This is a genomic window from Flammeovirga sp. SJP92, assembly GCF_001583495.1.
Classification (GTDB): Bacteria; Bacteroidota; Bacteroidia; order Cytophagales; family Flammeovirgaceae; genus Flammeovirga.
Map to the genome: position 1 here is coordinate 119,128 of NZ_LQAQ01000019.1, position 19,463 is coordinate 138,590.

Here is a 19,463-nt window from a genome sequence, read left to right on the forward strand (position 1 = left end):
AGAAACCAAAAAGCATGGTTTTTTATTTTTGAATTATTGTACAATCGATTGTATTTTTTTTTTTAAATAGCGAAGACATGAAGTATGAAAGTAGATATTCGGTACATCCTTCGGATGCCAAGAAATATGACACTCAACAATTAAGAGAGCATTTTTTAATTGAAAAGGTATTTGAAGAAGACAGTATAAAAATGACTTATTCTCATGAAGACAGATATATTGTTGGAGGAGCAAAGCCTGTCAATACAACATTGGAGCTACAACCAATCGATCCTTTGAAAGCAGACTATTTCTTGGAAAGAAGAGAGCTAGGTATTGTCAATGTGGGAGGCCAAGGAATTGTTATTGTAGACGGAGATGTTTACACTTTAAACTTCAAAGAAGCACTTTATGTAGGAAGAGGCGTGAAAGAAGTGTCTTTTAAAAGTGTTGATACTGCACAACCTGCATCATTTTATTTAAACTCTACTCCTGCTCACAAAGCTTACCCCACAAAGAAAATCACACAGGAAGAAGCGGAAAAAGTAGAACTAGGTACTCCTGAAACTTCAAACCATAGAATCATCAATAAATTATTGGTCAATTCTGTAGTAGATACATGTCAATTGCAAATGGGAATGACAGAGTTAAAGTCAGGCAGTGTTTGGAATACAATGCCAGGTCACGTACACGATAGAAGAATGGAAGTTTATTTCTACTTCGAAGTACCAAAAGAGCAAGCAGTTTGTCACTTTATGGGACAAAAAGAAGAATCAAGACATATTTGGATGCATAATGAGCAGGCGGTTATTTCGCCAGTTTGGTCAATGCATTCAGGAGCAGGAACTAGCAACTATACATTTATTTGGGGAATGGCAGGTGAAAACTTAGACTACGACGACATGGATAAGTTTGCCATTACCGAATTAAAATAATTACCCTAACTACTATTACTCTTTAGTTTAACAGAGAACAAAAAACAGTTAGTCTTTATTATTAAGCCACAACAACATTACTAAACTAACAACAAGCTATGATCTTAAAATTATGGTTGTTGTGGCTTCTATTATTCTATCATCTACAAAACAATATTATTATGACACAAGCATTTAGTTTAGCAGGTAAAGTTGCCTTGGTAACAGGCGGTACACATGGCCTAGGGATGGCTATTGCAACAGGTTTAGCAAAATCAGGAGCGAGAATTGTAATCAACGATGTATTTGAAGACAAACTATCATCTGCAGTACAAGAATATTTAGCAAACGACATTGAAGTGGCAGCGTACGCATTTGATGTTACTAAAGAAGAACAAGTAAAAGAAGGAATCGCAAAAATTGAAGCTGAAGTTGGAGGGATTGATATTTTGGTGAATAATGCGGGGATCATAAAGCGTACTCCGGCATTGGAAATGGAAGTAAGCGACTTCAGACAAGTAATTGATATTGACCTTGTAGGTCCATTTATCATGTCAAAATATGTAGCGAAGGGAATGGTAGAAAGAGGACAAGGTAAAATTATCAATATGTGTTCAATGATGAGTGAGTTGGGAAGAAACAGTGTCAGTGCTTATGCTTCTGCTAAAGGTGGACTTAAAATGTTGACAAGAAACCTTGCCACTGAATGGGCGAAATACAACATTCAAGTTAATGGAATTGGGCCAGGTTATTTTGCCACTTCACAAACAGCCCCAATCCGTGTAGATGGTCATCCTTTCAATGAATTTATTCTCAACAGAACACCTGCAGGAAAATGGGGTGATCCATCAGATCTAGCAGGTACGGCTGTATTCTTATCTTCTGCCGCATCCAACTTTGTCAATGGGCAAGTAATATATGTGGATGGAGGTATTTTAGCCACAATCGGTAAACCTCACGGAGAGGAATAAGTCTCTCCCCTTACCTATTAAAGAACTTCATAAAGGGAGAATTGAAAATGGAATTGATTAAATCCATTTCTTATAACCTATTCCTAATCTGCTTTTCAATTCTCCTTATCTCACTTCAAAAGTTTTACTTCCAAAAAAGGCCTATTGAGTCCATTTTATACCATGAAATGAATTCCTGATTCTATTCTAATAGGTAATTTTTGAGAGTGAAAAAGTAAAAAACATTACTGTATAGAATGATGTTTTTCACGCTCTTCTTTATTAAATCATAATTAATAACAACACAACACATATACTGCTATGAATACCGAACAAGATATCATGGTTGAAAATAGTGTCAAAAAGCAAACTCCCGCTAAAAAAGGAAATTATAGATACCGAATTTTAGCTTTGCTTTTCATGGCCACCACCATCAACTATATGGACCGAAGTATTATTGGTGTTTTGGCTCCTACATTAGAAAAGTTATTCAACTGGAGCAAAACAGATTATGCTACTATCAATATTGCCTTCAAAAGTGCTTATGCAATAGGTATGTTATCAATGGGAGGGATTATTGACAAATTCGGAACAAAAATCGGGTATACGTTATCAATTGCCATTTGGAGTACATTTGGAATGCTTCATGCAGCATTACGACCTGCATTTGGTCTTATCGGATTCATTTTGGCAAGGTTTGGTTTAGGTATTGGTGAAGCTGGCAACTTTCCTGCCGCTGTAAAAACCGTAGCGGAATGGTTTCCTAAAAAGGACAGAGCATTTGCTACAGGTATTTTTAATGCTGGTTCAAATGTAGGTGCAATTTTAGCTCCTATAGCAGTTGCTGCTATCGTAATGGAAGACGGTACAAACTGGCAATATGCCTTTCTAGTAACAGGAGTGTTGAGTGCAATTTGGGTAGTACTTTGGCTGAAGGTATATAAGAAGCCTGAAGAAAATCCTCACGTAAATGCTGAAGAATTAGCTTACATACAGCAAGATGAACTCACTATGGACGAAGAAGAAAAAGCAGTCACAAAACTTCCTTGGAAAAAAGTGATTCAGCTGAAACAAACATGGGCATTTTCTATTGGTAAAATGACAGATGGAGTATGGTACTTCTTTATGTTCTGGTCAGGAATGTTCTTTACGGATCGATTTGGTGTTTCTATCAAAGAATTAGGTGCCGCATTGGTTATTGTATATGTTATGGCTGACTTAGGAAGTATTGGCGGTGGTTATCTGTCACGCTTCTTTATTGATAAGGGCTGGACACTGAATAAAGCCAGAAAAATTTCAATGTTAATTTGTGCATTGTGTATCCTTCCGGTGGTTTTTGCTACCACAACGGATAATCAATGGATAGCCGCTTGTTTAATCGCCTTAGCATCTGGAGGGCACCAAGCTTGGTCTGCTAATCTATTTTCAGTCGTTTCTGATACAATGCCAAAAGAAGCAACGGCCTCAGTAGTAGGTTTTGGTGGTATGGTTGGTGCTGTAACAGGGATGACCATCGATTTTATCTTAGGTCAAGTGTTAGATGGATCAGGTTCTGCAGCCTATTTCTGGATGTTTTTAATTGCAGGCTGTTCTTACCTTACAATTTTAGGAATTATTCATTTGATATTACCTAAATTAGAAATGGCTAAAATCAATCAATAAAAACGACCATTTTTTTCCCATAACAAGATGAAAAAGTTTATAAAATACTACGCTGTAATTACCACAGCCTTACTATCGAATCTTATAGGGTGTAATGAAAATCACGAGGTGATTGTAACTGTCAAAAACCCTATTGAAATGAATCGGGAATCAGAGACTATTGAACTGAATGCTCACGATTTCCAGGCTTTAATCCAACAGTATGGCTATGAAAAACTAGCAATTATCAATAAGAAAACAGGCAACTTATTAGTCAACCAATGGATAGATTTGAACGGTGATGGGACACAAGACCAATGGCTGTTTCAGACTGATATCCATTCAATGGGACAACAGGAGTTTATTGTACGTCCTCTAAAAGAGGGAGAATCTCAACCTCAATCATCAAAAATGACGTATTCTCGTTTTGTTCCGGAAAGAACGGATGATTATGCTTGGGAAAACGACCGCATTGCTTTCAGAACCTTCGGACCAGATGCCCAGAAAAGAATCGAAAATAATCAACCTGGCGGTACTCTTACTAGTGGTATTGATGCTTGGCTGAAACGTGTAGATTACCCTATTATTAATAAGTGGTATAAAAATAATGAAGAGCAACAAGGATCTTATCATATTGATACAGGAGAAGGATATGATCCTTACCATGTAGGACCAAGCAGAGGAGTTGGGGGAATTGGTTTCTGGACTGCAGATTCACTGTATACTTCCAAAAACTTTTCTTCTTATAAAAAAATCACAGAAGGCCCTATCAGAACTGTTTTCATTCTTGAATACCAACCTTGGGATGTGAATGGGGTAAGTATTTCTGAAGAGAAATTAATCAGTCTTGATTTGGGAAGCAACATGTGTCATTTCCAATCCACTTTTAAAAGTGATGCAAAATTACCTCCTGTGGCCATTGGCATCAGTTTGCATGATAAATCAGGAAAAACGTATCTGAGTAATAAAGATGGAGTGTACAGTTATTGGGAAGAAATTGATAAAGATATGTTGGGACTTGGTATTGTTTTACCTAAAGAACAACTCAACGATGCTTTCGAAAGAAAGGTAGAACACAAAGATGCCAGTCATCTATTAGTGTTGGCTACACCTAATGAAGCTAAAGTAAATTATTACGCCGGTTATGGCTGGGAACGAAGCAAGCAATTTTCTTCTGACAAAGAATGGAATCAGTACTTGGAACAGTTTGCCAAAAAGGTGCAAAAACCATTGCAAGTACATTTAGCTTTATAAGAAATTACTTCTATAATTTTGAGGACGAATAGCGAAAATATTAAGCTAATGTAAAAAACAATAAGACGAAAAATTAAACGAATCTAATGATTTAGAAATAGTGTTTTGTGAATCAAAAAAATAGCTAAAAACAAAAACTGATACAGTAGACAGTTATGCTATTAAGTACTAGGGCATAGATGGAGCTCTAGTACTTTCTTATTTTATAGAAGTAATAAGAAATGCAGGTTGAAAGATGGAATTTACTTTCCTAATATGTATATTTCCTTGTAACAATACTTTTTGTGTAAAGAGCCTGATAAGAACATGCTCTTTTTTTAAAGCTCTTTTTAACATCAACTAAAAACAACTATGAGTTTCCCCGAAATAAAACGTGTGAGCATCATTGGAGCAGGTTGGCTAGGTCTACCACTCATTTCTACTTTAATAAAAAATGGTTTTGAAGTCAAAGCAAGCACGGGAACAAAATCTAAAGTCGCTTCCATTGAAGAATTAGGTGCGAAGGGTTATTATCTTCGTTTTGATCCTACATGTAATGATACTGAAGACTTGATTGACCTTTTAGATACAGACGCAGTCATAATTTGCATGGCACCACGTTTCAGCCAACATAAAATGATGACTTTTCATGCAGAACAGATCAAGGTGATTCGAGACGAAATCGAAAACCTTCCAGTCAATAAAGTGATCTACACCAGTTCAACAAGCGTTTATAAGGACGTTAATGATCATGTCAATGAAAATGGTGAAACTTCTGACAATCCACGTTCAAAATCAGTGTTATTAGCAGAAGAAGTATTAAGAATCAACACCGATCTTGATGCTACAATTCTCCGCTGTGGAGGCTTAATGGGTTACGATAGAATACCTGCAAAATATGTTGATGGCAAAAAAGATTTGATAACAGGAGACATTCCAGTGAACTATGTTTTCAGAGATGATGTTATAAGAGCGATCATGAAAGTAATTGAGGTAAACGACCACAATAGCTGGAATAAGGTATTCAACTTGGTGGCTCCTGAGCATCCTCCCAAAAGGACTGTTTATGAGTCTACTGCTAAATATGGAGAATATATTGTTCCTACTTTCATTTCACCTGCATCTGCTCCTCCTTTTAAAATTGTGGACAGTCAGAAAATTACAGATAAAATAGGCTTTACATTCTTGTATGAAAATCCAGTGGATTTCACTTACGATGAAATGAAATAAAACGAGAACGTGAGCTCTTAACAAAAAAAAGAAACTCACTGCAAAACAGTGAGTTTCTCTCCCCTTAACAATTAAACCAAATAATGTAATTAAATATCTATTCTGTATTGAAACAGGTGAGCTTTTAATTAAAACTCAAGACACTTAATCATTAAGTGTAATGTAAAATTACATTATTAAATATTTACTTTCTTGTTATTTCGCCTAATGTGATTCTTTTTTCGACAAACCCACTATTTCTTTCGATTAATATCCTAAGGCTTTATCAATTCTCTTATAAATAGCATTGACTTGCTCCAAATATCCACCTCCAAATAGATTGGTATGTACTAGAAGCGGGTAAATATTGTAGACTTCCAAACGCTCTTTAATCCCTTTTTCCCAAGGGAAAACCTCATTATAAACCTCAAAGAAAAGCTTATCAAAACCACCGAACAAAGTGGTAAATGCCAATTCAGCTTCCCTATGTCCATAATATACAGCAGGGTCTACAATACAGGGTAAACCTTGGTTGTCATACATTGTATTTCCACTCCACAAATCACCGTGTAACAATGCTGGTTTTTCTTCTGGAAAATAGTTTTCTAGCAATTGACGAAGTGCTTCAGTACTTTCAATATATTTTAAAGGAATTGTTCCATTTTTCACTCCCAAATTCACTTGAGGCAAAAGTCTTTCTTCAATAAAGAAATCCAACCAATTGTCCTTATCCTGATTGGACTGCGGAAGTTTTCCAATATAATTATCATTTACACCTCCAAATGTAGCATTACTCTTTTGATGCAGATCTGCTAACCTCACTCCCAATTCTTCCCAGTAATTTACAGATGTCCTCCTGCTATCAATGTACTCTATCAATATATATTGTAGTTCTTCAAAAGTACCCAGACCGATGGTGTTGGGGATCGTGAAACGGGATTTTTGACTTAACAAGTCCAACCCTTCCCTTTCAGCCTCAAAAAAATGAACCGGCATTTGCTGGTTTACTTTCAAAAAATAAACACCTTGATTGGTAACCGCCTTGAAAGCCTCATTAATACAGCCTCCAGAAATGGAAGAGAGTTCTTGTAACTGAAGATGTCTCCCTAATTCTTTCTGTAATAAAGATTGATAAAAAGCATGTGGATCTGTTTGCATAAGACGATTACATTAAAATTTTAGAAGCATGTTTTAAAACTGTCAATATTTCAATTTAATCAATTGAAAGAATAGTTACTTATTCTAAACCTCTCGAAAAGAGAATTTATAGTTCAGATTTTATCAAACATTAGAATTTGATATTATCTTTACTAAAAATTATGCTAGATATATTATTTTTTACATGCATCTAATTTATAAAACCTTCTTAGTCATCATCTCCGTTCTTTTGTTGTCAACTTCAACATTTGCACAAAAAAACATTCTTAAACCAGCTAGAATTTCGGCTGGAATAAAAGGAGGTTATTACTCTACATCAATTGGATTTTTCCCTGCTATCAGTACTTTGCCACAAACTACTCCTAGTTTTGGTGTTGTGGCCAAATACCATGGCGAAAAGTATTTTGGTGCCCAACTAGAAGTCAACTACAATGGAATTGGCTGGACTGAAGTCAATCGTTTTGACATTACACAAGAGATTTACACGAGGAAGTTTGAATACGTTCAAATTCCTTTCCTGACACATATATATATTGGTAAGAAGAACCTTCAGTTTTTTATCACACTGGGACCTCAATTGGATATTCTACTGAATGAATCGAAAGAAATCATTACAGATATCAATGATCAGTCCTATGATTATTATGAAAAACCTGTCAATCCTTTCACTGTTTCAGTAGCTGGTGGTGCCGGTTTGAATTTGATTACAAAATTTGGTCATTTTCAAATAGAAGGTCGTTTTGCTGCTAGTATGATGGACGTTTTAGAAAACGAAAGAAGAACTTCAACTGAACGTTCTAGCTCTGTATTGGGAGGAGTTTCCTTCTCTTATCTCATTCCAATCAGCGGATGGAAAGAGAAACCTAAGAATAATGAAACTGGTGAAGGAATCCAACAACCAGATGAGAGCGGTTGGGAAAGAAGAGATTAAGCACAAAAAAAACACCAATAAGCTTTTGAAGCTTATTGGTGTTTTTTTATGGATAAAAATTACCTTCAGATGCTATCTTCTTTTGATTTTAAATAAGAAATTACTTCATCTGCAGCAACTTTATATGTTTTATCAAGCTTTGCACTCTTGAAAGAATGTAATGCCAAGTCATATTCCTTTTCCTTCATGGCCACAATACCTAAAGTGAAGTAGTATTTTGACTTTGTCTTCACATCCAAGCCATTGTAATCTACTAATTCCTTAAGTACCTCCATTGATTCCTTTGTACGGTTAAGTTTAAATAAAGCAACCGCTTTTGTATACTTTACAATGTAGTTATATTCATCAATGGCCAACGTCTCATTACAAGATTTTATAGCATCCTCATAATGCTCAGAACCCAATTGCCAAGTGGCTACATCCTGATAAGTCTTCACTTTCATTTGGTCATCATCCAAATTATCAATCATATGATGTGCTTTTTGGATTTGCTCCGTTTTATCAGATGTCACTTCTGCAATCTTAATTTGAAGTTCATGCACCTTTAGGTTACTTTGATCTTGTTTCAAAGCAGTGTATAATAAATCCGTTGACTTCTCGAAGTCATAAATTTCGTAATAACATAAAGCTATCCAATATTTATACTCGGGAGTAAACTTTAACACCAACTTCCTGTAAGAGCCGTAATTAGCCTTTTCAATAATACCTTCTAGCTTGTCATATTCCTCAAGGTTATAATAGGCATACCCTAATTCATAATAAAATCTTGCTAGATGACTCTTATTGTTGGACTTCACATACTCTAATGCCTTATGAATGTCATCTACTGCTTTAGGGAATTCTTCATTCATGTTATAAAGCTTGGCTGAGTAGTAAAGTGCCAAGTAATTATTAGGAGCAACTGCTAGTACATCATTAATATGAGAACGAACATGATCATATTTTTCCTGTTTAAACAGGATCATAATAATCTGATTCTTTGCTACTACTTTTATTTTTTCGGTTTCGTTGAATTTGAATGCTTTATCAAAATAATAGATAGCATCATCCAAATAGTCTTTTCTCAAGTAAAGATTGGCGATCTGAAAGTTCATCACACCATTATCAGGAAAAACAGAAAGTCCTTCCAAAAAAGTATCAATTGCATTGTTGAACTGCTTTAATGCCACTTGGCACTTTGCTTTTCTTAAAAAATATTTTTCCTGAGTGGAATCGTATTTAATTGCTAAAGTATACTCATCAATTGCTTTTGTAAATTGTTTACTATTAAAAAGGTTTTCAGCTTTTACAAAATGATCCAATGCTTTGTCTGTCTGAGCAAACAAAGGGGTAGATGTAACAAAAAATACTAAGAGTATAAATATTTTGAATAGTGTTCGAGCCATAATAAACGAGTACATTGAGTTTGTGCCTCCAATATTTTTGCGAGTCTAGTAAACAAAAGTTTTAGTATTGACTAAAAATCACGTCATTAGAAAATTGTATCCCTCTAAAATAAGGGATTTTTTTGGATTTATAACGAATTAAAAACTCCAATTATTATTTTGACTATAAAATTTATGAGTAAAATTTATCGTCAGAAAAGTCTTGCTGAAGCCAATTCACCATATCTTTCTCGTAATCATCCTTATCATAGTCTGTAGAAGCAAGGGTAATGGAAATTGCATCCTTTGAAAAATACAAAGTTCTCCAAACGTGCGGAGGCAGGTATAAACCTTGACGCGGATTATCTAATAAATAAACGCATCGTTTCATATCTTCTAGAATTACTTCTACTTCTATAGTGCCATTAATGGCTATGATCACTTCTTCCGTTTCTTTGTGAGCGTGATTGCCTCTCACTGTATCTTTGTTTGCTCCATGTGTCCAGAATACACGTTTAATATTAAAAGGAACCTGAGATAATTCGCTTACGGCAGTGATAAAACCTCGATCATATGAACCAAATTCATCTAATTCAATAATCCTAGGCAAAGTGTTAATAGTGTTTTTTTTGTTGAGAGTCATCGCACAAAATAATAAATAGCCTTCCCTAGTGGGTTAATAACACTAGGGAATAAATATCTTAAATAAGTCCAATCTTTTTCTTAATTGAACTAGGAATCGCGTCTTTGTGTACCATTACTGATACGGTTTTCATCTGAACATAGCCTTCAGACATGTATAGATAACCACCAAAATCATTGGATGTTGCACCCCATGAATTTTTTGTGACATAATATTTTTTGCCATCAGTATCTTTTACAATACCTACAATATGCATCAAATGATCATCAGTAGTCACATAATTCTCATAAGCCTCTTGACGAGCCTCTACTGTTACTTGAGGTTCAACACCGTTGGTATCTTCAATAGTTGCTTTTCCATTTCGGTGTGAAAATGATTTCTCACTTACATCACCATCCCAAGCTAAAGAATAACCTTTATCCAAGGCATTGTCCATCACAGCTTGTAAGTCTTCCAAAGGAAGATTATAATAAATACCATCAGACCAGTTGTCTGGAATTTCAAGAACGCATGGCTTATAATCCTCATGATTAGTAAAAGAAGTCAACTCTACATAATCATTTGGATTGAAATCCATTGCTTTAGCAAATTCTTGAGGAGTATATTCTTTGCCATCTACTGTAAAAGAAGTTGGCTTTGCTCCCAAGTAAGCATCTAAAACTGATTCTAAAGCTGATTTCCATTTGGTAGAAAGCTTTTTTGAGGAAGCTAAAGTATTTAACATACTTTCCATCACACCAAATAACTCCTGATGATCATGGATTCCTTTACTTCCTCCTTTCCCATCATAAACACTGTTTGGTACAAAACCTCCTTCTTTGATCACATTCATGACATCATGAGCCAGTCCTCCTTCTCCAAACTGTGTTTTCCCGTGTCTCCTAATATATTTTTCCGCTTTCTCTGGGTAGGTATTTCTAACAAAATACATTTCTGAAAGGTCAAATTCTCCTTTTCCTTTTCTCATCAACTCAGACTCGATAAATGAAGTTGTAGAAAAACTCCAACAAGTCCCCGTTCTCCCTTGATTTTTTACGGGCGTGGTTTTCACCTGATGAACTACCTTTAGTTGTGTTCCATCAACAATTGCGTCATTTTGGGCAAAAGCAGCGACAGTTGAAATACCAGCCATTAATACAGAAGCCACTACACTTTTAAAAGATAGCGTTTTCATATTCTTATGTTTATATATTTTAGATAAATAGTACCATTTATCGGTAACAAAGATACAATATACTTTTATTTTAGCGCAAACTCTAATTTATGAAGCATAAATTACCCCCCTCAATTGGCCTAAATATTTAATACTTACTTGAAGAATGCAACCTGAAAGTGCCTGTTCATCATCATTAGGGAACTGGGTCGTATCCACTTCCTCCCCATGGATGGCAGCTGCTAATTCTTTTGATGGCTAGCTTACCACCTTTCTTAACTCCATGCTTTTTTAATGCTTGAATTGTATACTCTGAACATGTAGGTACATACCTGCATGATGCGGGAGTATAAGGTGAGATCAATAACTGATAACCTCTAACCAAAATCACTAAAACCTTTGAAAATACCTTATTCATATTCGCTTATTCGGGTACAAGTCGCTATAAAAAACTGCTTTTTTAGCCTTTTTAGAGCGATCCAATGATAAAATGTAATAAAAAGGATGATCTTTATTCACTTTGACAATGTAATTATATAAATTGCAACTGCAAAAGTAATATTAATATTTACTAACAAATAACCAACTGCAACCATGAGTGTATTGGTCAATAAAGACTCTAAAGTAATTGTTCAAGGATTCACTGGATCTGAGGGCACTTTCCACGCCGAGCAAATGATTGCTTACGGCACAAACGTAGTAGGTGGTGTAACTCCAGGTAAAGGAGGACAAACTCACCTTGATCGCCCTGTATTCAATACTGTAGAAGATGCAGTAAAAGGAGCAGGTGCTAATGTTTCTATCATTTTTGTACCGCCAGCATTTGCGGCAGATGCAATCATGGAAGCGGCAGACGCTGGTATCGAAGTAATTATTGCAATTACAGAAGGTATCCCTGTTGCAGACATGGTTAAAGCCAAAAACTACTTAAACGGTAAGGATGTAACGCTTATCGGACCAAACTGTCCAGGTGTTATCACTCCTGGTGAAGCAAAAGTAGGTATTATGCCTGGTTTTATCTTCAAACCTGGTAAAGTAGGTATTGTATCTAAATCTGGTACTTTAACTTATGAAGCTGCTGATCAAATTGTGAAAGCAGGTTATGGTGTTTCTACTGCTATTGGTATTGGTGGAGACCCAATCATTGGTACTTCTACAAAAGAAGCTGTGAAATTATTAATGGCAGACCCTGATACTGATGCCATCGTAATGATTGGTGAGATCGGTGGTAACTATGAAGCTGAAGCTGCAAAATGGATCCAAGAACAAGGCAACCCTAAACCTGTTGTAGGTTTTATTGCTGGCCAAACTGCTCCTAAAGGACGTAGAATGGGTCATGCAGGTGCTATTGTAGGTGGTGAAGATGATACTGCAGAAGCAAAAATGCGTATCATGGAGTCATGTGGTATTGCGGTATCAAAGTCTCCTGCCAACATTGGTGAAACTTTAGCAAAACTTTTAGTTGAAGCGTAAGCTCTATTAGAGTTTCAATCATAAAAAAGCTCAATTGACTCTTGTTGTAGTCATTGAGCTTTTTTTATTTCTTTTTATTTTGCAATAAGTTGCTCTCTTTCAAGATCTTTTACATATGATTGTGATTTAAAATAAGTTCCTTTCACATAGGCTGCAACCATTGTTTCATTCGAGAAGTCAAACTCATCTAAATTCTCTCCCACCTCAACAGTAGAACCATCAGAAAAAAGTATTACCCATTTATTGTCTTCATCAAGTTGATTAAAAACTTCTGGTTTATATAAATATGGAATTGTTCCTCTGTTATTGAAACCCATTTTACGGGTTGGTTTTACTTCATTAATCAAAATAGATCTGTTTTTAAAATTCAAGAAATGAAAAACTACATTACATGCTCCTGGAGAGGAAAGTAATTTACCTTCATCACTAGTCGTAAAAGTTACATTAAAATTTTCACCGTTGTGAAGTGGAAATGCTTTATTACTTGAACTACTTGATGGAGAAGATGTTACACAACCTCCATGATTATAACCGCTATAATTATCATAACTCAATGCTGCAGTGACTTCACTTACTCTACTGGGATCATACATAAAGTAAACTTTATCATCTACAGTTGAATTCAATGAAGGTACCGTAATCGTCTTTTTAGTATAAGAAACTCCTGTTTGATTAGCTAAAGTAAGAGTTTTGTAATCTTTCTTATTTGAGAAACTTTCCCCTGCAGTTAAATTATATACTTTGGTGGAGGTTAGGGATGAAATCGCAAACGTACATATTCTGTAATTCATTTGGAGCTCAATTAGTTGTCCTGAAGCATTAAAACTGAAGAAAAGAAAGAAAATTAGTATAAAGTTTTTCATTTGTATAGTTAATTTCGATTTAAAAAGAGTTCTAGATTAGCGACTAGAAAATATATTATTCAGTAAAATAGATTCTGTTGAAAATTGGCCTATTATGTTTTATAAATATAATACAATTCCCCACAAAACACACCACTTTAAATCTCTGATTTACAAACTAAAACATTACCTCTCCTTTTACTCTACCTATAACACTGTAAGCTATAAGTTTACATTAACTTTCAATCGACATTTCTACAAGTTTTCTAAGATCTCTTTTCAAACTTCCTTCTTCTTCATCTTTGTATTAAGACAAAACGAAGTAAAAACGTCATTTTCGTACTACAAATCATTAGAAATCTCCTGATTTTTAGAAATTTAGACTTACAGTGTACTTACTCTACATCAATACTCGATTTCATAAACAAACATTAAGAATTAACAATGTACTTTGTTTAACCTAAAACAATATTGTCCCGTATCTATATTCTGTAATCAAAAACACTATAAATAAAAACCTATATTACTTTATTAATTTTTGTTATGAAAAACATGTATAAAATCATTGTTACTGTATTATTCTTTACCATTACTAATTTTGGATTTGCCCAAGACAACACTCAAAAAAAATCTAGTAACAACACTAACTATCAAGGTGTTGGCTCTTTAAATGTTGGCATTGGGATGGGATTTAATCACGGAGCAAGCGGTATTAATGCCGACTATGAGTTTCTGCAATTAGGGCAGGACTTTACCATGGGAGCCGCACTTTCTTATTATGGATGGGACACCGGATATTCAAAACATAATACTTTTGGGCTTGGCGTGAGATTCAGATGGTATGCTGACAGAGTTTTGGGAATTACATCTAACAAATGGGATGTATTTGCTAGTGGTGATATCGGGTTCGGGATCACAAACTCAAATTACTATGGAGAACATCAAGGAGGCAATAATGTTTCTCCTATTTATTGGGGAATTGGTATCGGTACCAAATATCACATCAGTGAAAAAATTGGAATTCAAGCCATCATAGGCACAGGTGCACAAATTGGTGTTACTTTTGGACTTTAAAGAATTAATTTCAAGAACATTATACAACAAGGTACTCTACTATATGGAGTACCTTTTTCTTTTATACTCTCAATTAACAAGCATTCGAAATATTGAATTTTATTAATAGACGAGGCTAAGTTGTAGGATTTATATTTGTATGATTAAACAATATCAATCAAAATGATTCAATAATGACCAAACGATTTATTTTACCAATTGTACTGCTGATTACCGTCTTATTTTCATTAGAAAGTACTGCTCAAAATTCAACCAAAAAACGTTCTTCAAGTAATTATTCGAATGGATCCAACTTTTATATCAACACTGGTGTTGGCGTAAACACTAGAGGTGTTCCATTTTATTTAGGCTTAGACTACAATGGTGTTCACCCCGACATTTCCATTGGAGGTAGTTTTGGCATTCATAATTACAAGCATTACCATAAAAACTACCATCATGGTTACCGTGCATGGAATTTGTCATTCAATGGTAATTATCATTTTAATAGGATTTTAAATATTCCGAATAACTTTGATTTTTACGCAGGCCTCAATGTTGGTTTATACTGCTACAATGATAGACGTAACCATCCTATTGACAACTGGTCTTACTTTAGAATTGGTGCACAAATTGGCGGACGCTGGTTTATCACAGAAAAATTTGGTTTGAACCTTCAGTTTGGTGGAGGTACACAATACAGTGGAGGCAACTTTGGTGTTACTTTTAGGCTGTAATATTGTTTACAGTGAATATTTTTTCATTAGATTTGAATAAAATATTTTGTTACGAGAGTTCTTGTGAATGCACTTTGGTAAATGGCAATGACAGTCTTTTATTAATTTAGCATTGCCTTAACTCCATTTTTTATTCTAAACATACAAATGAAAAAATCAATTCAACTACTAGTCACTCTAGTATTAGTAACATTATCAAGCTCAGTTTTTGCTCAAAAAAGTGCTGATTTCAGAGGTCCTAACACTCTAAATGTTGGCGTAATTTCAGGTTTGCTTCATAATTCATTTGGTGTTCAAGCCGATTATGAAATCGCTCAATTAGGACAAGACTTTACAATTGGTGCTTCAGCATCTTATCAAGCTTGGTCAAATAGCAATATCAATTACAGTTCTTTCGGCGTTGGTGCTAGAGTAAGGTGGTATGCTGACCGTGTATTAAATATTACTGACAAGAGATGGGATGTTTTTGCAAGTGGCGATGTTGGGTTTAGATTAAACAACAACAATGCTACAGGAGATCAAATTGCCACTTCTATTTCTCCTGTTTATTTAGGCATTGGCATTGGTGGTAAATTCCATATTAATGAAAGTATTAGCTTACAGGCAATTGTTGGTTCGGGAGCACAATTTGGTGTTTCATTCCAATTATAATCCGTTCGTCTGTAAAAAAATTATTTTCGAATAGATAACAAAAAGAGCAGTTCAAGTATTTGGACTGCTTTTTTTGACCTTTATCAAGAAAAAAAAGTAACTATTAAAGAAATTATTCATGCTTCAAAAGTAAATATTTAGCTTTAGTTAGTGCAAATTTTAGTCAATACAACGTCTTTTTAAATCAAGACAATACATTTCTTTGCACTTAGTTTATTACAACAATAACTCATTACCACTAAATATGAAAAAACTATTTCTTTTACTATTTACAATTGCTTCTCTTGGCATTTTCAGTTCTGCTTCTGCACAAGACTACCAAGGACCGAAGGTTCTGAATGTAGGTTTGATCTCCGGATTCAATTCCTACAATTTTGGTGTACAAGCTGATTATGAAATTGCTCAACTTGGACAAGATTTCACCGTAGGTGTTTCAGCTGCATTTCAAAGCTGGGATAATAATGAGTACAAAGGATCTTCTTTTGCTGTTGGTGCAAGGTTCCGCTGGTATGCAGATCGGGTATTGAACATTTCTCACCCAAAGTGGGATGTTTTTGCCAACGGTGATATTGGTTTCAATATTAATGCGCCTAACGGTTTATGGTGGGGTATTGGTATTGGCGGTAAGTTCCATATCAGTGAAAGCTTCGGCTTGCAAGCTATTATTGGCTCAGGTGCACAAATTGGTGTTACCTTCCAATTCTAAAAAGAAATTTAAATCTCAAAAAGAAAAGCGGTCTCACAATATGAGCCGCTTTTTCTATGCGTAAATTCTTATCCCCTAAGAACGTACTAATCATCTTTATGTTAAAAATTACTGATCTCTTCTTTAACTGGCTTTTAAATAGCCTGTAAGGTTTGTTACGTGAAAACCTGTATGATAAGCTTCCTCCTGCATCCATCCTTTCACCCTCACTGTAAATGCTCTTTCGGCATATCCTTTCAAAATTTTCAGGCCTACTGGCTTTAAAATCAATTCTAATTGCTGTCCATCAAAAGTATTCAGCACAGCAAAAGCATTTTTGCCATTATCCTGAACATTGCTCAATATACCTCTTACAACAGTTTTCATGTTTCCTTTGTTTTTGTATGCTACAAACATAAACAAATAAATGTCAAAATAAAAAACATTGACAATATTTTTAACTTTAATTTTTACATAAAACTCATAATCAATCAGTTACTAACATATTATATTTTCTTTTTTTTGACAAAAAAAAACCACCAATGCTCTCACATTGATGGTTATTTTTCATATATGTAAAATATGTACTATTTTTTATGATGAAATACTGGACATCCTTCTGTATTAAAAACGCTTAATGCTCCATTAATCAGCTCTTCTGAAGTGAAATATTCTCCATCACTAGCCATTCTTGTTTCCAGTAAATCTACAATGTTATCAATATAACCTTCAGCCACTGTTCTTGTAATTTCGATTGAGTCTTCTCCAATTTGTTTCTTGAAGCGATCCAACTCTCCATTTACGAAAGTCATAAACAGTGAACGAATCTCTAACTTCGTACTTTCCAATGAAGTAGAAATACGCTGACGGTGGTAAGGGCAAAGGTTTGCCAAAACCTTTTGATTGAACATTTTGTTTAAAGAAGATTCTAGACGTTGCATATAAATAGAACTAGGTGCATTATCTCTCGGTACAAAATTACAATTTTTAAGCTAAATAGCACTATTTTATCAAAATGATTCAATTTTATTTACATTAATTAATTGATAATCAAATTAATAAACAATTCAAATAACTTACATCAGCAAATAAAATGACTATGAGGACTTCTGTGAAAATTCACTTTTAGTGAAACTTTCTCTAAATCAAATCCAAAAGGCTATTTACTTTTATCGGTGCTGATTTGATAAACCCTTCTGCAAATTGAGCTCCTACTCTCTGACCATACTCTCTTGCTCTTGCTTCCAAGAACTGCATAAACTGAGGTGTAGAGATAAATGTCTGTGGTTCACCCGGTGCGGCATCAGCACCTTCTCCAACAAAAAACTGAGAACTAAATGCTTTGATTGCTTCAACTTTAGTATCCCATTCATTCGTAACATCCACCACAAAATCAGGCATTAAGAAATTAGATTGAATCATATGGAATACATTTACTGGCCTCCAAGGTTCCTGTGACTTTCCATCTTCAAATGTTTCTACCTTTCTTAAACCACTCATAAAACAAGCATCAACTACCAACTGTGCTCCTTTACCATGATCAGGGTGTCTATCTTCTGGTGCATTAGTGATAATAAGATCAGGCTGGTATTTTCTTATAATTCTTGAAACTTCTCTTTGATGCTCCGCATCGTTTTTAAAGAAAAAATCTGCAAAGCCTAAGTTATCTCTTACAGCCAAGCCCATGATTTCTGAAGCTTTCTGTGCTTCTTGCATTCTGAGCTCTGGAGTACCTCTTGTCCCCATTTCTCCTTTTGTAAGATCAACTATTCCAACTTTTTTCCCCTCGTTAATAGCTTTAACCAGCGTTCCTGAGCAACTTAATTCTGCATCATCAGGGTGAGCACAGATTACTAAGATATCTAATTTCATTTTTTCTTGATTAATAAACACCTTATTCCTTCTACAAGAAATGAGAGTGTTTAAGTGGGTATATTTTTATATTAAGCATATTGTAAACTAAATTCCCATCACTCACTACCAATCAATATTTTTGCAAGCTTTCTATGTTCTACTTCCAATCTTCCTTCTTCTTCATTTTTCCATTGATGAAAAACGAAGCAAAAAATCTAGGCTTTGAACGCAAAAGCTAAATTTCATTCCTCTCGCCTAAATGATTTTAAACTCGCTAAAGCTCAAAAAAGAAAATCATTTTTAACGGCTCAATACATGAAATTCTTAACGCTTTTCCCTTCAATGCCGGGGAAGTACTACCAAACGAATTAGGTAGAAAGCCCACTGATACGGATACTAAGTGTTAGCGTCATTTATGTTCTACAGATCACCAGAAATCTCCTGACTTCTAAAAAACACAACTATTCGAAAACTTAGTTTACAATGTATTAAGTACTAAGACAAAACTCTTTTTGGCTTAATACTTAACTTGAATGATCTGCAATGATCACCCATTTGTTATCTATTTTTTTCCAAACTAAAGAAAAGTGACCTTCTAAGTCATTCGTTTCTCTTGCCAAATGCCATTTACCTACAACCAGCGCTACATTCTCTGCCAATAGCTCTGTTTCTATTAATGTAAATGTCAACTTTCCCATTGCTTTCACATCAGGGTAACCTTTCTTATAGTTAGCCAATGTTTGACGCCAACCATAAGTCAAACCACTTTTACCAATAAACATCAGCCTTTCAGACTCCCAATAGCCAATCATAAACTGATCAAGATTGCCCTCATTCCAAGCTTTTTCTTGTGTCTGTAATACGTTGTGAATTTGTTGAATTTCCTGTTTTGGATCAGATGGTTTTGATTGGCATCCTATTACTAAAGTAAAAAGGAGGAGGTAAATGTATTTTTTCATTCTAAAAAAGTTTGCTAAGGGCATATTTGAATAT

21 protein-coding genes are annotated in these 19,463 nt (G+C 34.8%); 11 read left to right on the plus strand and 10 right to left on the minus strand.

Translation table 11 applies throughout. The features are described 5' to 3' along the window. Positions 1–77 precede the first annotated feature (77 nt). From kduI to AVL50_RS05725, 5 genes are all read left to right on the plus strand, one after another. The gene (gene kduI, locus AVL50_RS05705) at positions 78–914 is read left to right on the plus strand and encodes a 5-dehydro-4-deoxy-D-glucuronate isomerase (protein ID WP_062615524.1); all 837 of its coding nucleotides are present in this window, start codon (positions 78–80) and stop codon (positions 912–914) included. A gap of 161 nt (positions 915–1,075) precedes the next feature. Next, positions 1,076–1,864, plus strand: coding sequence for a gluconate 5-dehydrogenase (locus tag AVL50_RS05710; RefSeq protein ID WP_062615525.1), 789 nt, complete (start codon positions 1,076–1,078; stop codon positions 1,862–1,864). Positions 1,865–2,164: 300 nt separating this feature from the next. Then, the gene (locus tag AVL50_RS05715; protein WP_062615526.1) at positions 2,165–3,505 is read left to right on the plus strand and encodes an MFS transporter; all 1,341 of its coding nucleotides are present in this window, start codon (positions 2,165–2,167) and stop codon (positions 3,503–3,505) included. A gap of 27 nt (positions 3,506–3,532) precedes the next feature. After that, on the plus strand, positions 3,533–4,738 hold the full coding sequence (locus AVL50_RS05720; protein ID WP_062615527.1) for a DUF4861 domain-containing protein: 1,206 nt from the start codon (positions 3,533–3,535) through the stop codon (positions 4,736–4,738). Between the two features lie 351 nt (positions 4,739–5,089). Then, the gene (locus AVL50_RS05725; RefSeq protein WP_062615528.1) at positions 5,090–5,947 is read left to right on the plus strand and encodes an NAD(P)H-binding protein; all 858 of its coding nucleotides are present in this window, start codon (positions 5,090–5,092) and stop codon (positions 5,945–5,947) included. A 246-nt stretch (positions 5,948–6,193) separates the two neighbouring features. Here the strand turns inward: AVL50_RS05725 and AVL50_RS05730 are convergent, their stop codons facing one another. Then, positions 6,194–7,084, minus strand: a complete 891-nt coding sequence (locus AVL50_RS05730; RefSeq protein ID WP_062615529.1) for a fructosamine kinase family protein — start codon at positions 7,082–7,084, stop codon at positions 6,194–6,196. Positions 7,085–7,268: 184 nt separating this feature from the next. Here AVL50_RS05730 and AVL50_RS05735 point away from each other — a divergent pair, with 184 nt between their 5' ends. Next, a complete protein-coding gene (locus AVL50_RS05735; protein ID WP_082795683.1) occupies positions 7,269–8,015 on the plus strand; it encodes a porin family protein in 747 nt (248 codons plus the stop codon). Between the two features lie 65 nt (positions 8,016–8,080). Here AVL50_RS05735 and AVL50_RS05740 read toward each other — a convergent pair whose 3' ends face one another. The 4 genes from AVL50_RS05740 to yidD all read right to left on the minus strand — a co-directional run bounded on the left by AVL50_RS05740 (position 8,081) and on the right by yidD (position 11,593). Continuing rightward, the gene (locus AVL50_RS05740) at positions 8,081–9,400 is read right to left on the minus strand and encodes a lipopolysaccharide assembly protein LapB (RefSeq protein WP_157491161.1); all 1,320 of its coding nucleotides are present in this window, start codon (positions 9,398–9,400) and stop codon (positions 8,081–8,083) included. A 172-nt stretch (positions 9,401–9,572) separates the two neighbouring features. After that, positions 9,573–9,989 (minus strand): FdtA/QdtA family cupin domain-containing protein, encoded by a 417-nt coding sequence (locus tag AVL50_RS05745; RefSeq protein WP_172826771.1) that lies wholly within the window; start codon positions 9,987–9,989, stop codon positions 9,573–9,575. Between the two features lie 91 nt (positions 9,990–10,080). Continuing rightward, positions 10,081–11,196 carry an aminopeptidase C gene (locus AVL50_RS05750; protein WP_062615533.1) on the minus strand — a complete coding sequence of 372 codons (1,116 nt, stop codon included), beginning with the start codon at positions 11,194–11,196 and terminating at the stop codon, positions 10,081–10,083. 175 nt (positions 11,197–11,371) lie between these two features. After that, positions 11,372–11,593, minus strand: coding sequence for a membrane protein insertion efficiency factor YidD (yidD, locus tag AVL50_RS05755; protein WP_062615534.1), 222 nt, complete (start codon positions 11,591–11,593; stop codon positions 11,372–11,374). A 176-nt stretch (positions 11,594–11,769) separates the two neighbouring features. On the opposite strand from yidD, the gene sucD reads away from it, so the two are divergent. Continuing rightward, positions 11,770–12,648, plus strand: coding sequence for a succinate--CoA ligase subunit alpha (sucD, locus tag AVL50_RS05760; protein WP_062615535.1), 879 nt, complete (start codon positions 11,770–11,772; stop codon positions 12,646–12,648). Between the two features lie 74 nt (positions 12,649–12,722). Here sucD and AVL50_RS05765 read toward each other — a convergent pair whose 3' ends face one another. Next, complete coding sequence (locus AVL50_RS05765; protein WP_062615536.1) at positions 12,723–13,511, minus strand: hypothetical protein; 789 nt, start codon at positions 13,509–13,511, stop codon at positions 12,723–12,725. A 531-nt stretch (positions 13,512–14,042) separates the two neighbouring features. On the opposite strand from AVL50_RS05765, the gene AVL50_RS05770 reads away from it, so the two are divergent. From AVL50_RS05770 to AVL50_RS05785, 4 genes are all read left to right on the plus strand, one after another. Next, complete coding sequence (locus tag AVL50_RS05770) at positions 14,043–14,564, plus strand: hypothetical protein (RefSeq protein ID WP_062615537.1); 522 nt, start codon at positions 14,043–14,045, stop codon at positions 14,562–14,564. A 173-nt stretch (positions 14,565–14,737) separates the two neighbouring features. Next, positions 14,738–15,280, plus strand: coding sequence for a hypothetical protein (locus tag AVL50_RS05775; RefSeq protein WP_062615538.1), 543 nt, complete (start codon positions 14,738–14,740; stop codon positions 15,278–15,280). Between the two features lie 147 nt (positions 15,281–15,427). Further along, positions 15,428–15,931, plus strand: coding sequence for a hypothetical protein (locus AVL50_RS05780; protein WP_062615539.1), 504 nt, complete (start codon positions 15,428–15,430; stop codon positions 15,929–15,931). A 244-nt stretch (positions 15,932–16,175) separates the two neighbouring features. Next, a complete protein-coding gene (locus AVL50_RS05785; protein ID WP_062615540.1) occupies positions 16,176–16,637 on the plus strand; it encodes a hypothetical protein in 462 nt (153 codons plus the stop codon). Between the two features lie 123 nt (positions 16,638–16,760). Here the strand turns inward: AVL50_RS05785 and AVL50_RS05790 are convergent, their stop codons facing one another. From AVL50_RS05790 to AVL50_RS05805, 4 genes are all read right to left on the minus strand, one after another. Continuing rightward, positions 16,761–17,003: a hypothetical protein gene (locus AVL50_RS05790; RefSeq protein ID WP_157491162.1), complete on the minus strand. Its 243-nt coding sequence runs from the start codon at positions 17,001–17,003 to the stop codon at positions 16,761–16,763. Positions 17,004–17,203: 200 nt separating this feature from the next. After that, on the minus strand, positions 17,204–17,527 hold the full coding sequence (locus AVL50_RS05795; RefSeq protein ID WP_172826772.1) for a hypothetical protein: 324 nt from the start codon (positions 17,525–17,527) through the stop codon (positions 17,204–17,206). Positions 17,528–17,756: 229 nt separating this feature from the next. Next, positions 17,757–18,488: a bacillithiol biosynthesis deacetylase BshB1 gene (gene bshB1, locus AVL50_RS05800; protein ID WP_062615665.1), complete on the minus strand. Its 732-nt coding sequence runs from the start codon at positions 18,486–18,488 to the stop codon at positions 17,757–17,759. Positions 18,489–18,994: 506 nt separating this feature from the next. Continuing rightward, positions 18,995–19,429, minus strand: a complete 435-nt coding sequence (locus AVL50_RS05805) for a DUF4440 domain-containing protein (protein WP_062615543.1) — start codon at positions 19,427–19,429, stop codon at positions 18,995–18,997. Positions 19,430–19,463: the final 34 nt, after the last annotated feature.

What these genes read in the sequence shown, in the direction of transcription:
- kduI (WP_062615524.1), top strand. Translation starts at nt 78, where the DNA reads ATGAAGTATGAAAGTAGATATTCGGTACATCCTTCGGATGCCAAGAAA.
- AVL50_RS05710 (WP_062615525.1), top strand. Translation starts at nt 1,076, where the DNA reads ATGACACAAGCATTTAGTTTAGCAGGTAAAGTTGCCTTGGTAACAGGC.
- AVL50_RS05715 (WP_062615526.1), top strand. Translation starts at nt 2,165, where the DNA reads ATGAATACCGAACAAGATATCATGGTTGAAAATAGTGTCAAAAAGCAA.
- AVL50_RS05720 (WP_062615527.1), top strand. Translation starts at nt 3,533, where the DNA reads ATGAAAAAGTTTATAAAATACTACGCTGTAATTACCACAGCCTTACTA.
- AVL50_RS05725 (WP_062615528.1), top strand. Translation starts at nt 5,090, where the DNA reads ATGAGTTTCCCCGAAATAAAACGTGTGAGCATCATTGGAGCAGGTTGG.
- AVL50_RS05730 (WP_062615529.1), bottom strand. Translation starts at nt 7,084, where the DNA reads ATGCAAACAGATCCACATGCTTTTTATCAATCTTTATTACAGAAAGAA.
- AVL50_RS05735 (WP_082795683.1), top strand. Translation starts at nt 7,269, where the DNA reads ATGCATCTAATTTATAAAACCTTCTTAGTCATCATCTCCGTTCTTTTG.
- AVL50_RS05740 (WP_157491161.1), bottom strand. Translation starts at nt 9,400, where the DNA reads ATGGCTCGAACACTATTCAAAATATTTATACTCTTAGTATTTTTTGTT.
- AVL50_RS05750 (WP_062615533.1), bottom strand. Translation starts at nt 11,196, where the DNA reads ATGAAAACGCTATCTTTTAAAAGTGTAGTGGCTTCTGTATTAATGGCT.
- yidD (WP_062615534.1), bottom strand. Translation starts at nt 11,593, where the DNA reads ATGAATAAGGTATTTTCAAAGGTTTTAGTGATTTTGGTTAGAGGTTAT.
- sucD (WP_062615535.1), top strand. Translation starts at nt 11,770, where the DNA reads ATGAGTGTATTGGTCAATAAAGACTCTAAAGTAATTGTTCAAGGATTC.
- AVL50_RS05765 (WP_062615536.1), bottom strand. Translation starts at nt 13,511, where the DNA reads ATGAAAAACTTTATACTAATTTTCTTTCTTTTCTTCAGTTTTAATGCT.
- AVL50_RS05770 (WP_062615537.1), top strand. Translation starts at nt 14,043, where the DNA reads ATGTATAAAATCATTGTTACTGTATTATTCTTTACCATTACTAATTTT.
- AVL50_RS05775 (WP_062615538.1), top strand. Translation starts at nt 14,738, where the DNA reads ATGACCAAACGATTTATTTTACCAATTGTACTGCTGATTACCGTCTTA.
- AVL50_RS05780 (WP_062615539.1), top strand. Translation starts at nt 15,428, where the DNA reads ATGAAAAAATCAATTCAACTACTAGTCACTCTAGTATTAGTAACATTA.
- AVL50_RS05785 (WP_062615540.1), top strand. Translation starts at nt 16,176, where the DNA reads ATGAAAAAACTATTTCTTTTACTATTTACAATTGCTTCTCTTGGCATT.
- AVL50_RS05790 (WP_157491162.1), bottom strand. Translation starts at nt 17,003, where the DNA reads ATGAAAACTGTTGTAAGAGGTATATTGAGCAATGTTCAGGATAATGGC.
- AVL50_RS05795 (WP_172826772.1), bottom strand. Translation starts at nt 17,527, where the DNA reads ATGTTCAATCAAAAGGTTTTGGCAAACCTTTGCCCTTACCACCGTCAG.
- bshB1 (WP_062615665.1), bottom strand. Translation starts at nt 18,488, where the DNA reads ATGAAATTAGATATCTTAGTAATCTGTGCTCACCCTGATGATGCAGAA.
- AVL50_RS05805 (WP_062615543.1), bottom strand. Translation starts at nt 19,429, where the DNA reads ATGAAAAAATACATTTACCTCCTCCTTTTTACTTTAGTAATAGGATGC.